The organism is Agromyces agglutinans (assembly GCF_009647605.1).
GTDB lineage: Bacteria > Actinomycetota > Actinomycetes > Actinomycetales > Microbacteriaceae > Agromyces > Agromyces agglutinans.
Genome location: NZ_WJIF01000001.1, coordinates 353,032 through 367,474, shown reverse-complemented (window position 1 = coordinate 367,474; position 14,443 = coordinate 353,032). Strand labels below are relative to the sequence as shown.

Annotated in this window: 10 protein-coding genes; 4 read left to right on the top strand and 6 right to left on the bottom strand. The window is 70.4% G+C overall.

Translation table 11 applies throughout. The features are described 5' to 3' along the window. Positions 1 to 140 precede the first annotated feature (140 nt). Together acnA and dxs are read left to right on the top strand one after the other, a co-directional pair. Positions 141 to 2,978, top strand: a complete 2,838-nt coding sequence (gene acnA, locus GE115_RS01725) for an aconitate hydratase AcnA (RefSeq protein WP_376765680.1) — start codon at positions 141 to 143, stop codon at positions 2,976 to 2,978. 178 nt (positions 2,979 to 3,156) lie between these two features. Beyond that, positions 3,157 to 5,103, top strand: a complete 1,947-nt coding sequence (dxs, locus tag GE115_RS01720) for a 1-deoxy-D-xylulose-5-phosphate synthase (protein WP_153683067.1) — start codon at positions 3,157 to 3,159, stop codon at positions 5,101 to 5,103. 164 nt (positions 5,104 to 5,267) lie between these two features. On the opposite strand, the gene GE115_RS01715 is transcribed toward dxs, so the two are convergent. The 4 genes from GE115_RS01715 to GE115_RS01700 all read right to left on the bottom strand — a co-directional run bounded on the left by GE115_RS01715 (position 5,268) and on the right by GE115_RS01700 (position 10,418). Beyond that, positions 5,268 to 7,409, bottom strand: coding sequence for a 3-hydroxyacyl-CoA dehydrogenase NAD-binding domain-containing protein (locus tag GE115_RS01715; RefSeq protein WP_153683066.1), 2,142 nt, complete (start codon positions 7,407 to 7,409; stop codon positions 5,268 to 5,270). Positions 7,410 to 7,414: 5 nt separating this feature from the next. Then, positions 7,415 to 8,620: a thiolase family protein gene (locus tag GE115_RS01710; RefSeq protein WP_312854794.1), complete on the bottom strand. Its 1,206-nt coding sequence runs from the start codon at positions 8,618 to 8,620 to the stop codon at positions 7,415 to 7,417. A gap of 75 nt (positions 8,621 to 8,695) precedes the next feature. Then, on the bottom strand, positions 8,696 to 9,892 hold the full coding sequence (locus tag GE115_RS01705) for a ribonuclease D (RefSeq protein ID WP_312854793.1): 1,197 nt from the start codon (positions 9,890 to 9,892) through the stop codon (positions 8,696 to 8,698). After that, positions 9,885 to 10,418, bottom strand: a complete 534-nt coding sequence (locus tag GE115_RS01700; protein WP_153683330.1) for a DUF3000 family protein — start codon at positions 10,416 to 10,418, stop codon at positions 9,885 to 9,887. The genes GE115_RS01705 and GE115_RS01700 overlap by 8 nt, the downstream gene beginning before the upstream one ends. 142 nt (positions 10,419 to 10,560) lie before the next feature. Between GE115_RS01700 and GE115_RS01695 the strand changes: the two genes are divergently transcribed. Then, positions 10,561 to 11,784 (top strand): alpha/beta hydrolase family protein, encoded by a 1,224-nt coding sequence (locus tag GE115_RS01695; RefSeq protein WP_153683065.1) that lies wholly within the window; start codon positions 10,561 to 10,563, stop codon positions 11,782 to 11,784. A 59-nt stretch (positions 11,785 to 11,843) separates the two neighbouring features. Here the strand turns inward: GE115_RS01695 and GE115_RS01690 are convergent, their stop codons facing one another. After that, positions 11,844 to 12,281 carry a SufE family protein gene (locus GE115_RS01690; RefSeq protein WP_153683064.1) on the bottom strand — a complete coding sequence of 146 codons (438 nt, stop codon included), beginning with the start codon at positions 12,279 to 12,281 and terminating at the stop codon, positions 11,844 to 11,846. Between the two features lie 46 nt (positions 12,282 to 12,327). Beyond that, positions 12,328 to 13,227 (bottom strand): sulfurtransferase, encoded by a 900-nt coding sequence (locus tag GE115_RS01685; RefSeq protein ID WP_153683063.1) that lies wholly within the window; start codon positions 13,225 to 13,227, stop codon positions 12,328 to 12,330. Positions 13,228 to 13,385: 158 nt separating this feature from the next. On the opposite strand from GE115_RS01685, the gene zapE reads away from it, so the two are divergent. Next, positions 13,386 to 14,441 (top strand): cell division protein ZapE, encoded by a 1,056-nt coding sequence (gene zapE / locus GE115_RS01680; protein ID WP_153683062.1) that lies wholly within the window; start codon positions 13,386 to 13,388, stop codon positions 14,439 to 14,441. The last annotated feature ends 2 nt before the right edge of the window (positions 14,442 to 14,443 follow it).

Here is a 14,443-nt window from a genome sequence, read left to right as displayed (position 1 = left end):
CGAGATAAATTTCCGGGTTGCGAAGCGCCCGGCGGCGGGCATCCGGCTTAGGTTACCCTTGCTGGAGAAGCCCCTGTCCGACGAGCATGATCGAGATGCCGGTGCCTCACGCGCGCGGCATCCGCGAAGGAGAGGACATCGTGTCTGCAGTGAACAGTTTCGGGGCGAAGGACACGCTCCGCGTCGGTGATCAGTCCTACGAGATCTTCCGCATCGACACGGTGCCCGGGTACGACAAGCTCCCGTTCAGCCTCAAGGTGCTGCTCGAGAACCTGCTGCGCACCGAAGACGGCGCCAACGTCACCAAGGAGCAGATCGAGGCGCTCGGCTCGTGGGTGCCCAGCGCCGACCCCGACACCGAGATCCAGTTCACGCCGGCTCGCGTCGTGATGCAGGACTTCACGGGCGTGCCCTGCATCGTCGACCTCGCCACGATGCGCGAGGCCGTCACCGCGCTCGGCGGCGACCCGAGCCGGATCAACCCGCTCTCGCCCGCCGAGATGGTCATCGACCACTCGGTCATCGCCGACCTCTTCGGCACCGAGAACGCGCTCGAGCGCAACGTCGAGATCGAGTACGAGCGCAACGGCGAGCGCTACCAGTTCCTGCGCTGGGGCCAGACCGCCTTCGACGACTTCAAGGTCGTGCCCCCGGGCACCGGCATCGTGCACCAGGTGAACATCGAGCACCTGGCCAAGGTCGTCTACGACCGCACCGTCGACGGCGTGCTGCGCGCCTACCCCGACACCTGCGTCGGCACCGACTCGCACACCACCATGGTGAACGGCCTGGGCGTGCTCGGCTGGGGCGTCGGCGGCATCGAGGCCGAGGCCGCGATGCTCGGCCAGCCCGTCTCCATGCTGATCCCGCGCGTGGTCGGCTTCAAGCTGACCGGCGAGATCCCCGCCGGCGTCACCGCGACCGACGTCGTGCTCACCATCACCGACATGCTCCGCCAGCACGGCGTGGTCGGCAAGTTCGTCGAGTTCTACGGTGCGGGCGTCGCCTCGGTCCCGCTCGCGAACCGCGCGACCATCGGCAACATGAGCCCCGAGTTCGGCTCGACCGCGGCCATCTTCCCGATCGACGACGTCACCCTCGACTACCTGCGCCTCACCGGCCGCGACGAGCAGGCGGTCGCCCTCGTCGAGGCCTACGCCAAGGAGCAGACGCTCTGGCACGACGCGTCGAAGGAGCCCGAGTTCAGCGAGTACCTTGAGCTCGACCTCTCGACCGTCGTCCCCTCCATCGCCGGTCCGAAGCGTCCTCAGGACCGCATCCTGCTCTCCGAGTCGAAGGCGCAGTTCGAGAAGGACATCGTCGGCTACGCCTCGCCGTCGAGCTCGCACGACATCGTCGACCTCGAGTCGAAGCACTCGTTCCCGGCATCCGACCCGGGCGCCGTGCCCGGCGAAGAGGAGCCGGCGACCCGTGAGGTGCACATCAACAGCGGCGCCCCGGCGTCGGCGTCGAAGCCGGTCAAGGTCATGCCGCCCTCGGGTGACCCGTACATCCTCGACAACGGCGCGGTCACCCTCGCCGCCATCACGTCGTGCACCAACACCTCGAACCCGTCGGTCATGATCGCGGCTGGCCTGCTCGCCCGCAAGGCCGTCGAGAAGGGCCTCACCCGCAAGCCGTGGGTGAAGACCACGCTCGGGCCGGGTTCGAAGGTCGTCACTGACTACTACGAGAAGTCAGGCCTCGACAAAGACCTCGAGAGCGTCGGCTTCTACACCGTCGGCTACGGCTGCACGATCTGCATCGGCAACTCCGGCCCGCTGATCGAAGAGGTCTCCACCGCGATCAACGACCACGACCTGGCCGTCACGGCGGTGCTCTCGGGCAACCGCAACTTCGAGGGCCGCATCAGCCCCGACGTGAAGATGAACTACCTCGCGTCGCCGCCCCTCGTCGTGGCGTACGCCCTCGCCGGCTCGATGAACTTCGACTTCGAGACCGACCCGCTCGGCCAGGACACCGAGGGCAACGACGTGTTCCTGAAGGACATCTGGCCCGCCACCGACGAGGTCCAGGAGATCATCGACTCGTCGATCTCGCGCGAACAGTTCATCAAGCAGTACGCCACCGTCTTCGACGGCGACGACCGCTGGAAGAACCTCCCGACACCGACCGGTCCCGTGTTCGAGTGGGACCAGGACTCGACGTACGTGCGCAAGGCGCCGTACTTCGACGGCATGCAGATGGAGCTCACCCCGGTCGCCGACATCCACGGCGCGCGGGTCATGGCCACCCTCGGCGACTCGGTCACCACCGACCACATCAGCCCCGCGGGCAACATCAAGGCCGGCACCCCGGCTGCGCAGTACCTGACCGAGCACGGCGTGGCGCAGAAGGACTTCAACTCCTACGGCTCGCGCCGCGGCAACCACGAGGTCATGATCCGCGGTACCTTCGCGAACATTCGCCTGAAGAACGCGCTGGTGAGCGCGGTCAACGACGGCGCCGTCGTCGAGGGCGGGTACACGCGCGACTTCACGCAGCCGGGCGGCCCGCAGTCGTACATCTACGACGCGTGCATGAACTACCAGGCGCAGGGCACGCCGCTCGTCGTCTTCGGCGGCAAGGAGTACGGCTCCGGCTCGTCGCGCGACTGGGCGGCCAAGGGCACGAGCCTGCTCGGCGTGAAGGCGGTCATCACCGAGAGCTTCGAGCGAATCCACCGCTCGAACCTCATCGGCATGGGCGTGGTCCCGCTGCAGTTCCCGGCCGGCCAGAGCTGGGAGTCGCTCGGCCTCGACGGCACCGAGGTGGTCTCGATCACCGGCCTCGAGCAGCTGAACGAGGGCGTGACGCCGAAGACCGTGCGCGTGGTCGCCGAGCCGAGCGAGTTCTCGCCCGAGGGCAAGCAGACCGTCGAGTTCGACGCGGTCGTGCGCATCGACACCCCGGGTGAGGCCGATTACTACCGCAACGGCGGCATCCTGCAGTACGTGCTCCGTTCGCTCGTCGCCTGACGACCCACCCGCAGCGATCGCCCGCTCCGCGGCATCCGTTCCGATGGATGCCGCGGAGCGGGCGTTCTGACGTGCACGCACGCCCTGCAGCGCGTGTTCAGGCGTCCCCGAACCCGGACGCGTAGACTCGATCCGACGTCGGGCGGCACGGCCGTCGCGTCGGGAAAGGCGGTACCGGATGACCCTGCTCGAGCAGATCGGAGGCCCTCGCGACCTCGACGCGCTCTCGCAGGCGGAGCTCGCGGCACTCGCCGCCGAGGTCCGCGCGTACCTCGTCGAGAACGTCGCGAAGACCGGCGGGCACCTCGGGCCGAACCTCGGCGTCGTCGAGATGACGATCGCGATCCACCGGGTGTTCGACTCGCCCAAAGACGCCATCGTCTTCGACACGGGCCACCAGTCGTACGTGCACAAGCTCCTCACCGGGCGCCAGGACTTCTCGACGCTCCGCCAGCGGGGCGGGCTCGCGGGCTACCCGCAGCGCTCGGAGTCCGAGCACGACATCGTCGAGAGCTCGCACGCGTCGAGTTCGCTGAGCTGGGCCGACGGCATCTCGAAGGCGTTCGAGATGACGGGCCAGTCCGATCGCCACGTGGTGGCGGTGGTGGGCGACGGCGCCCTCACCGGCGGCATGACGTGGGAGGCGCTGAACAACATCTCCGACGACAACACGCGCAACCTCGTCATCGTCGTGAACGACAACGGCCGGTCGTACGCGCCGACCATCGGCGGCATGGCCCGCTTCCTGAACTCGGTGCGCACGAAGCGCACCTACCGCACCCTGCACATCTCGAGCCGCCGTGCCTTCGATCGGCTGGGCGGCCCGGCGCGCGCGTTCTACCGCGGCGTTCGCGGCGGCCTGCACGGCTTCCTCGCCCGGTTCACCAACAACGAGGCGCTCTACTCGAACCTCGACATCAAGTACGTCGGCCCCGTCGACGGCCATGACGAGCATGCCATGGAGGCGGCGCTCCGGCAGGCCAAGAACTACGGCGCCCCCGTCATCGTGCATGCCATCACCGAGAAGGGCCGCGGCTACGAGCCCGCGCTGCGCGATGTCGCCGACCAGTTCCACGCGGTCGGGCAGATCGATCCCGACACGGGGGAGTCCCTCGAGGCGGCGGCTGGCCCCTCGTGGACCAGCGCCTTCGCCGACGAGCTGGTGCGCCTCGCCGAACGCGATCCGAGCCTCGTGGGCATCACGGCCGCCATGCTCCGTCCGACGGGCCTGCATCGTATGGCCGAGCGGTTCCCGAACCGGGTCTTCGACGTCGGCATCGCCGAACAGCACGCGGTGACCTCGGCCGCCGGCCTCGCCTTCGGCGGGCTGCACCCGGTCGTCGCGGTGTACGCGACGTTCATGAACCGCGCGTTCGACCAACTGCTGATGGATGTCGCGTTGCACCGCGCCGGCGTCACGTTCGTGCTCGATCGTGCCGGGGTCACGGGCCCCGATGGCCCCAGCCATCACGGTGTGTGGGACCTGTCGATCCTCCAGGTCGTGCCCGGCATCCGGCTGGCGGCGCCGCGCGATGCGGTTCGCCTGGCCGAGGAGCTCGGCGAGGCCGTGGCCGTGCGCGACGCCCCGACCGTGCTGCGCTTCCCGAAGGGCACGGTCGGCGTCCAGTACGACGCCGTCCGCCGCACGCCCGACGGCGTCGACGTGCTCGTGGAGTCCGAGCGACGTGACGTGCTGATCGTCGCCGTGGGCCCGATGGCGGGCATCGCGCTCGACGTCGCGGCCCGGCTCGAGGCCCAGGGCATCGGCGCGACGGTCGTCGACCCGCGCTGGGTCGTTCCCGTGCCCCGCAGCGTCATCGAGCTGGCCGCCGACTACCGGATCCTCGTGAGTCTCGAAGACGGCATCCGCGTCGGCGGCATCGGAACCCGTATCCGCCAGGACCTGCGCGAGGCCGGCGTCGACACGGCGGTCACCGAGCTCGGGCTGCCCGACGAGTTCCTCGATCACGCCTCGCGGAGCGAGATCCTCGAACAGGTCGGCCTCACGCCGCAGCAGATCGCCCGTGACGTGACGGCGATGGTGCTCGGCTCGAAGTTGCCGCATGCCCGCGGCGCCGGCCTCGAGCAGGTCTCGAGCGACACGGGGGCGCAGCGGCGGGTCTGAGCGCGCGAGGCGCGGGCTGCGCGGCCGCGGTTGGGCGACGCGCGGTCTGCGCGACCGCGCAAGCTGCGCATCGGAGCGGGCCGCGCAACGCCACGACTACGCAACTGCGACGACGAAGGGCTCCGGCGATCACGCCGGAGCCCTTCGTCGTACCGTCTCGGTGCCTACGCGCCGACGCCGAGGATCGGCGGGTGGTGGAACGTGTCGCCGAAGACGCGCTCGGAGGCGCCCACGCGGTCGAGGTAGGGCGTCGCCCCGCCGGCCTGGAAGGGCCAGCCGGCGCCGAGGATGAGGCAGAGGTCGATGTCCTCGGCCGCGGCGACGACCTTCTCGTCGAGCATGAGCTTGATCTCGCGCGCGAGCTCGTCTTCGACGCGGCGCAGGATGGTGGCTTCGTCGACGGGCGTCTTGCCGACCGTGATGGCCTTCTTGGCCTCCTTGGTCAGGTCGACGACCTTGCCGTTCTTGTCCTTCTCGACGACCTCGCCGAGCTTGGAGAGCACGTGCATGTTCTCCGACGCGTAGAAGCGGTCGGGGAACTCGCGCATCATCGTGTCCTGCACGTGCGCGGCGACGGCCCAGCCGACGAGGTCGATGAGCTCGAACGGGCCCATCGGCAGGCCGATCGGCGCGAGCGCCTTCTCGACCACGGGCACGGGCGTGCCCTCGTCGACGGCTCGGGCGGCTTCGCCCATGACCTTCGCGAGCAGGCGGTTGACGACGAAGCCGGGCGCGTCGGCCGTGAGCACGGCCGACTTCCGCAGCTTCGCGGCGACCGCGAACGCGGTGGCCAGGGTCTCGTCGTCGGTCGCCGGCGCCTTCACGATCTCGAGCAGCGGCATGACCGCGACCGGGTTGAAGAAGTGGAACCCGACGACCCGCTCGGGGTGCGCCAGGTTCGCGCCGATCTGTTCGACCGACAGCGACGACGTGTTGGTCGCGAGCACCGCGGTCTCCGAGACGTACTGCTCGACATCGGCGAAGACCTGCTGCTTGACCGCGAGGTCCTCGAACACCGCCTCGATGACCCAGTCGCAGTCGGCGAAGTCGGCCTTGTCGGTCGTGCCGGAGACGAGGGCCCGCAGGCGGTTCGCCTCGTCGCCGTCGATGCGGCCCTTCTGCTCGAGCTTGCCGATCTCGTCGGTGATGTACGCGAGCCCCTTGTCGACGCGGGCCTGGTCGAGGTCGGTGATGACCACGGGCACCTGGAGGCGACGGACGAAGAGCAGGGCGAACTGGCTGGCCATGAGGCCCGCACCGATGATGCCGACCTTCGTGACCTTGCGGGCGAGCGACTTGTCGGGCGCCCCTGCGGGTCGCTTCGCGCGCTTCTGCACGAGGTTGAAGGCGTAGATCGACGCGACGAACTGGTCGCCCGCGACGAGGTCGGCCAGCGCCTCATCTTCACGCTCGAAGCCCTCGGCCTTCGTGCCGCTCTTCGCGGCCTTGAGCAGGTCGAGTGCGCGGTACGGCGACTTCGCGACGGTGCCGAGCTTGGCCTCGAGCGTCTTGCGGGCGATGCCGATCGCGATGTCCCACTTGGCGAGCTTCTCGAGCTTGCCGGGCACGTTGGGTCGCTTCACCTGGACGGTTCCGCCCAGCACGCCGTCGGCCCACTTCAGCGAGTCCTCGAGGAAGTTCACGGTCGGGAACATCGCGTCGGCCATGCCGAGCCCGAACGCCTCGGGCGCCTTCAGCATGCGGTTGTTCTTGAGCGGGTTCTCGACGACGACCTTGAGGGCGTTCTCGATGCCGATCAGGTTCGGCAACAGGTACGCGCCGCCCCAGCCCGGGATGATGCCGAGGAACACCTCGGGCAGCGCGATCGCCGGCGCCGAGGCATCCAGTGTGCGGTAGTCGCTGTTGAGCGCGATCTCGACGCCGCCGCCGAGGGCGAGGCCGTTGATGAAGCAGAACGACGGCACGCCCAGCTCGCCGAGCTTGCCGAGCACGAAGTGGCCGAGCTGGCCCATCTGCAGGGCGATCTCGCGGCTCGGGATCTCGCCGACCTTGGAGAGGTCGGCACCCGCGGCGAGGAAGTAGGGCTTGCCGGTGATCGCGACGGCCTGGATCTCGCCCGCGGCCGCGCGGACCTTGAGCTCGTCGAGCCGGTCGTTCAGCTCGAGCAGCGTCACCGGCCCGAGGGTCGACGGCCGCGTGTGGTCGCGGCCGTTGTCGAGCGTGATCAGGGCGAGCACGCGGCCCGACGCGAGACGGATGTCCCGGACGTACGAGTGCGTGACGACCTCATCGTCGGCGAACGCCGCAGCGAGCTCGGAGAAGTCGATCTTCGAGTAGTCGGTCATCGCGTTCAGCGTCCCTTTCCGTACTTCTTGTGGTGCGGGTTCTCCCAGATGACGCTGCCGCCCTGGCCGAGTCCGACGCACATCGCGGTGAGGCCGTAGCGCACCTCGGGGTGCTGTTCGAACTGGCGGGCCAGCTGCAGCATGAGGCGCACGCCGGATGCCGCGAGCGGGTGGCCGATCGCGATCGCCCCGCCCCACGGGTTGACACGCTCGTCGTCGTCGGCGATGCCGAAGTGGTCGAGGAAGCTCAGCACCTGTACGGCGAACGCCTCGTTGAGCTCGAAGAGCCCGATGTCCTCGATCTTCAGCCCGGCGCGCTTGAGCGCCTTCTCGGTCGAGGGGATCGGGCCGATGCCCATGACCTCGGGCTCGACACCGGCGAAGCCGAAGCTCACCATGCGCATCTTCGCCGTGAGACCGAGCTCCTTGACCGCGTCGCCCGAGGCGAGGATCGCGGCGGTCGCGCCGTCGGTGAGCGGCGACGCGTTGCCCGCGCTGACCCGGCCGTGGGGGCGGAACGGGGTCTTCAGCGTCGCGAGCCCCTCCATGGTCGTCTCGGGGCGGCGGCCCTCGTCTTCGGTCGCGAGACCCCAGCCCTCGTTCGTGCGGATCGCGACGGGGACGAGGTCGGGTTGGAGGTGGCCGGCGTCGTACGCGGCCTGCACCTTCTGCTGGCTCAGCATGCCGAAGCGGTCGGAGCGCTCCTTGGTGAGCTGCGGGAACCGGTCGTGCAGGCGCTCGGCGGTGTTGCCCATGTTCAGCGCATCGGCCGCGACGAGCTTCTCGGTGAGGAACCGCGGGTTCGGGTCGGCATCGAGGCCCATCGGGTGACGCCCCATGTGCTCGACGCCGCCGGCGATGACGACGTCGTACTGGCCGAAGCCGATGCCGGAGCCGGTCGTCGTGACCGCGGTCATCGCGCCGGCGCACATGCGGTCGATCGCGAATCCGGGCACGGTCATCGGCAGGCCGGCGAGGATCGCCGCGGTGCGACCGAGCGTGAGCCCCTGGTCGCCCTGCTGGGTGGTCGCCGCGATCGCGACGTCGTCGACGCGCTCCTTCGGCAGGTTCGGGTTGCGCTCGAGCAGCCCGGTGATCGCCTTGACCGCGAGGTCGTCGGCCCGGGTGTTCCAGTACATGCCCTTTTCACCGGCTCGTCCGAACGGGGTTCGGACCCCGTCGACGAACACGACATCAGCTCGTTCAGCCACGCTGCAGCTCCCTTTCGATCAGGATGCTCCGATCCTATGAAGGGCCGCCTGAGGCCTCGAATCGGTTGACGGAACCTACGAAGCCTCGGCGGAGGCGTCTTCCACCGATTGTGCGGCCTTCACAAAGGCGTCGGCGATAATCTGTGCGGTCGCGTCAAGCTGCCACGGGCGCGCGCCGAGTTTGGCGAGCGCGTCGCGGATGCCGGCGGAGGAGGCGTCGGCCGGGGGTCTCCACGCGAGCCGGCGCAGGTGGTCGGGCGTCAGCAGGTTCTCCACGGGCATGTCCATCTGCTCGGCGACCTCGCCGACGGCCGCCTTCGCGAGCCGCAACCGCGCATCGGCATCGGGATGCCGCGACGCCCAGCCGCGCGGAGGCGGGGGAGCGTCGCTGGGCACGCGCAGCGCCGGCAGGTCGTCGGTGGCGAGGCCCTCCTCGATCGCCGCCCACCATCGGTCGATCTCCGAGCGGCTCGCGCGACCGGTGAACTCGCGGAGGTCGGCGAGGGCGCGCTTCGTGCGCGGGAGCGCCTTCGCGGCGGCCACGAGCGAGGCGTCGGGCACCAGGCGGCCCGGCGCGACGTCGATCTGGGATGCGTGCGAGTCGCGGGCGATCCACAGCGCCCTCGCGACCGCGAGGTTCCGGGCGTGACGGATGGAGTGCAGCCCCGAGAGCCGCCGCCAAGGTTCGGCGGCCGGCGGCTTCGCGTCCTTGTGCAGCACCGCGTCGAACTCCTGCGTCGCGATCTCCGCCTTGGACGCCTCGGCGAGCCGTTCGCCGAGGCGGTCGCGCACGTCGACGAGCAGTTCGACGTCGAGCGCGGCGTACGTCAGCCAGGAGTCGGGCAGCGGCCTCGTCGACCAGTCGGCGGCCGAGTGCTCCTTGGCGAGCTTGATGCCGAGGAGTTCCTCGACGACCGACGCGAGGCCCACCCGCGGCATCCCGAGCAGGCGGGCGCCGAGCTCGGTGTCGAAGATGTGCGACGGGTCGAGGCCCACCTCCCGCAGGCAGGCGAGGTCCTGGCTCGCCGCGTGGAGGACCCACTCCTCATCGGCGATCACGCCCTGGAGGGGGGAGAAGTCGGGGATCGTCGGCGGGTCGAAGAGGAAGGTGCCGGCGCCGCGGCGGTACATCTGGATGAGATAGGCGCGCTGCGAGTACCGGAATCCGCTCGCCCGCTCGGCATCGACGGCGATCGGCCCCTCGCCGTCGCCCAGCGCTCGCACGGCGGCGTCGAACGCCTCGGGGCCTTCGACGACCCGGAATTCAACCACGGTTCCTCCGACGGGGCAGGGCGGTCACCCCTTCGGAACGGGGCGGCAGCCCGGCGAGCATGCACAACAGTTCTCCCCAGCTTTCCACATGCGGTGCGATCTGCGCGTCGAGCGGGGTCCAGGACGCGCGCAGCTCGAGCTGCGCGCCATCGCCCCGGTGGGCGAGCTCGCCGTAGCCGGTCGAGAGGATCTTCGTCGCGGTGCCGCTCGCGGCGACGTATTTCGCCCCGCGGGCATCGAGGGCATCGACCAGCCACGACCACGCCACGTCGGCGACAAACGGGTCGAGCCCGATGTCGGTCTCGAGCGGAGCCTGGGCGAAGCAGACGACGCGGAACCGGCCGCCCCAGGCCTCGGGCTCGTCGGGGTCGTACAGGAGGACGAACCGGCCCGTGCCGAGATCGGAGTCGTCGGCGTGGCGGTCGGGCGCGACGTCGGCGGCGAGCGCGGCCGCGAAGGGCGCGAGGGAACCCGGCGCGGGGAACTCCTCGATGCGCAGTTCATCGCGCGGTTCCGCCGCCTTCATCGAGGCGAGTGCAGCCTCGAACTCGGCAGGCGCTGGCGTCGCTCGGTCGGGCACGTGTGCAGACTAGAGTCTGGACCGGGACGGGAGGCCGCGGCGCGCCGCGAGCCCCGACCATCGCCGGTCGAGGAGGGGAACGGGTCGCATGCAACGTCGTCGGGTCAGTGCGGGAACGGTCGTCGGGGGGTTCGTCGCCGCCGTCGGACTGCTCGCCGCGGTCGCCGCGGTCGCCGCGGTCGTGGTCGGCGTCGTGGCCGTCGTCTTCGCCCGGAAGGTGGTCACCCCGCCCCGTGAGCGCGAGGAGGACGTGCGGGTCGTCTCGGTCGACCTGCCCGCCGCGCGCGTCGTGCTCGAGGGCGTCGAAGTCGACATGCCCGGACGGTACGGCCTCTGGTTCGAGCGCGGCGCCGGGCACGCGAGGCTCGGCGAGGTCGTCACGACCAACGGCCGACTCGTCACCCGCGTGCTCGAGGGCGTCGACTTCGGCCGGCTCGAACGGGCACGGCACGCACGCATGGACGGCTGGCTGATGCTCGGCCCTTGGGAGGTCGGCGTGGACTACGAGAACGTCGTCGTGCAGACCTCGCTCGGCCCCGCCCCGGCCTGGCACGTGCCGGCGGCGGAACCGTCGGGTCGCTGGGTCGTGCAGGTGCACGGCCGCGGGGCGAAGCGCCAGGAGGCGCTGCGTGCTGTGCTTCCCGCGCGTGAAGCGGGCTGGGACTCGCTGCTCGTCTCCTACCGCAACGACGGCGAGGCTCCCGAGAGCGTCGACCGGCGGTACGGGCTCGGCGGCACCGAGTGGGAGGACGTGGTCGCCGCCGTCGCCTACGCCCGGGCGCACGGCGCCCGCGAGGTCGTGCTCATGGGCTGGTCGATGGGCGGCTCCATCGTGCTGCAGTCGGTGCTCCGCTCGGAGGAGGTCCGCGCCGCGCTCACGGGCGTGATCCTCGAGTCGCCGGCCATCGACTGGGCGGACATCCTGCGCTTCCAGGGCTCGACCTACGGCCTGCCGAACGACGTCAGCGACCTCGTCACCCGGATCCTCAGTGCACCTGTCGCCGTCGGCGTGACCGGGCTGGCGGCCCCGATCGACCTCGAGAGCCTCGACGCCGTGGCGCGCGCGCACGAGTTCGACGTGCCGATGCTCCTGCTCGCGAGCGAGGACGACGGCTTCGTGCCGATCGCCGGAGCGCGCCGATTCGCCGAGGCCCGGCCCGACCTCGTCGAGTTCGAGGTCTTCCACGACGCCCGCCACACCAAGCTCTGGAACGCCGAGCCCGAACGCTGGAGTGGGCTCATCGAGGCGTGGCTGGTGCGGCGCGCCGTGTCGGGTGCGCCGGCGCTCGGCGAGGCGGAGGTCGCCGGCTGAGGCATCCGGTCGCGCGCCCCTGCCGACCTCGTCAGGGGCGCCGCGATCGCGGGTGGTGGTCAGGCGGCGACGCGCTCGCGGACCTGGCGCTTCACGCGGCCCAGCATGCCGGTCATGCCGCGCACGCGCAACGGCGAGACCGCCTCGCCGAGGCCGAGCGACTGCGGGTAGTCGGCGGGAACCGCCAGCACCTCGTCGACCGTGAGCCCGTCGAGTCCCTGCACGAGGATCGACGCGAACCCGCGCGTGGTCGGCGACTCGGCCGGTGCGGTCGCGTGCAGGCGCACGACGCCGTCGACGACCTCCACGAAGAGGTACACCGGCGACTGGCACTCCTCGACCCGTTCGAGCAGGTCGGGGTGGTCGCGGAAATGCTGGGGGAGTTCGGGCAGTTCGTTCGAGAAGTCGAGCAGCAACTGGAGGCGATCGCGCACGGCGAGCGCGAGGAAGTCGTCGCGCGTGTCGGCGAGCGCAGCGGGCAGGAGCGTGGCATCCATCGCTTCGATTCTCCCACGCGACGGCGGCGGGGCGCCCGCCCGACGGTCAGCGCGCGGGGACCTCGCCGCGCTCGCTGCCCGACACGATCGGAACGCGCACGGCGCTGCCCCACTCGGTCCACGAGCCGTCGTAGTTGCGCACGTGCTCGAAGCCCAGCAGGTGCGTGAGCACGAACCAGGTGTGGCTCGACCGCTCGCCGATGCGGCAGTACGCGATGATCTCGTCGCCGTCGGCGAGGCCGACCTCGTCGCGATAGATCGCGTCGAGTTCGTCGCGGCTCTTGAACCGGCCGTCGGATGCCGCGGCGCGCGCCCACGGCACGGATGCGGCGGTGGGGATGTGGCCCGCGCGGAGCGCGCCCTCCTCGGGGTAGGCCGGCGCGGTGGTGCGCTCGCCCGAGTACTCCTCGGGGGAGCGCACGTCGATCAGCGGGTTGCCGAAGTGGGCGAGCACGTCCTCCTTGAAGGCGCGGATCGCGGCGTCGTCGCGCTCGACGACCGGGTACTCGACCGGCGTCACCGTGGTCGGCTCCGTCGTGATCTCGCGACCCTCGTCGATCCACAGGTCGCGGCCGCCGTCGAGCAGGCGTACGTCTTCGTGGCCGAACAGCGTGAACACCCAGAGCGCGTAGGCGGCCCACCAGTTGTTCTTGTCGCCGTAGATCACGACCGTGCTGTCGCGGGCGATGCCCTTGGAGCCCAGGAGGGCGGCGAATCGCTCGGGATCGACGTAGTCGCGCACGACCGGGTCGTTCAGGTCGGTGTGCCAGTCGACCTTCACGGCGCCGGGGATGTGGCCGGTCTCGTAGAGGAGGACGTCTTCATCGGACTCGACGACGGCGAGGCCCGGCTCGCCCAGGTGCTCCGCGAGCCACTCGGTGCTGACGAGTCGTTCGGGGTGGGCGTAGGCGGTGAACCGCTCGGCGGGATCGAACTCGACGGACATGAGGCCTCCTGGGATCTCCCGGGCGCACGGGGATCGCGTGGGAGCCGGGCGTCGTTGCGTGCGGACTAGGCTGTTGAGCTGTCCTCCCCGAATCTACGCGGCGTGCCGGTCGAAAGCACGGGACCCGTCATCCGGTGCAACACGAAAGCGTCCTCTCCATGACCTCGGCAACCACGTCCGGACTCATCCGACTCATCGACCGCAACCCGTCGATCACGGGCGCGGAGATCGCGGGCGACCTCGTGCCCCCGCCGCAGTTCGAGCACGCGTCGTTCGAGTCGTACCGGCCCGATCCCGACTTCCCCTCGCAGCAGGCGGCCCTCGACCGGCTGAAGCAGTTCGCGGGCGCGTGGCGCGCCGCGCAGCGGCCGGGCGGCTTCTTCTCGCGCAAGCGCCCGGCGCGCATCGAACTGCCGGGCGTCTACCTCGACGGCGGGTTCGGCGTCGGCAAGACCCACCTGCTCGCGGCCCTCTGGCACGTCGCGCACGGGCCCAAGTACTTCGGAACGTTCATCGAGTACACGGCCCTCGTGGGCGCGCTCGGCTACGCGCAGGCGCTCGAACTGCTCCGCGGCGCCAAGCTGATCTGCATCGACGAGTTCGAACTCGACGACCCGGGCGACACGATGCTGATGACTCGGTTCCTCGGCGAGCTCATGGCGACCGGCACGCGCGTGGCCGCCACGAGCAACACCCCGCCGAACGCCCTCGGCGAGGGCCGCTTCGCGGCCGCCGACTTCCTGCGCGAGATCCACGCGTTGTCGTCGAACTTCGAGACGTTGCGCATCGACGGCCTCGACTTCCGCCGCCGCGACACCGACGGGCACGCCGTCGCGATCGGCGGCGACGCGCGGGTCGACGAGATCGCGAACGCGCTGCACGCCCGCGGGCACGCCGTCTCGCTCGACGACTTCGACGCGCTCGTCGCGCACCTCGCGACGGTGCATCCGTCGAAGTACGTGAAGCTCGTCGCCGGTCTCGACACCATCGGCCTGCGCGGCGTGCACGAACTGCACGACCAGAACGCGGCCCTGCGCCTCGTCGCTTTCATCGACCGCGTCTACGACGCCGAAGTGCCCGTCATCGCGAGCGGCACGCCGCTCGACCGGGTCTTCGACGACGAGATGATGGCCGGCGGGTACCGCAAGAAGTACCTGCGCTCGATGAGCCGGATGACCGCGCTCACCTCGGGCGAACTCCCGCCGCACGACTGAAT

Coding starts and splice junctions, on each gene's coding strand:
- zapE (WP_153683062.1), top strand. CDS start 13,386: ATGACCTCGGCAACCACGTCCGGACTCATCCGACTCATCGACCGCAAC.
- dxs (WP_153683067.1), top strand. CDS start 3,157: ATGACCCTGCTCGAGCAGATCGGAGGCCCTCGCGACCTCGACGCGCTC.
- GE115_RS01685 (WP_153683063.1), bottom strand. CDS start 13,227: ATGTCCGTCGAGTTCGATCCCGCCGAGCGGTTCACCGCCTACGCCCAC.
- GE115_RS01695 (WP_153683065.1), top strand. CDS start 10,561: ATGCAACGTCGTCGGGTCAGTGCGGGAACGGTCGTCGGGGGGTTCGTC.
- GE115_RS01690 (WP_153683064.1), bottom strand. CDS start 12,281: ATGGATGCCACGCTCCTGCCCGCTGCGCTCGCCGACACGCGCGACGAC.
- GE115_RS01715 (WP_153683066.1), bottom strand. CDS start 7,409: ATGACCGACTACTCGAAGATCGACTTCTCCGAGCTCGCTGCGGCGTTC.
- GE115_RS01700 (WP_153683330.1), bottom strand. CDS start 10,418: ATGAAGGCGGCGGAACCGCGCGATGAACTGCGCATCGAGGAGTTCCCC.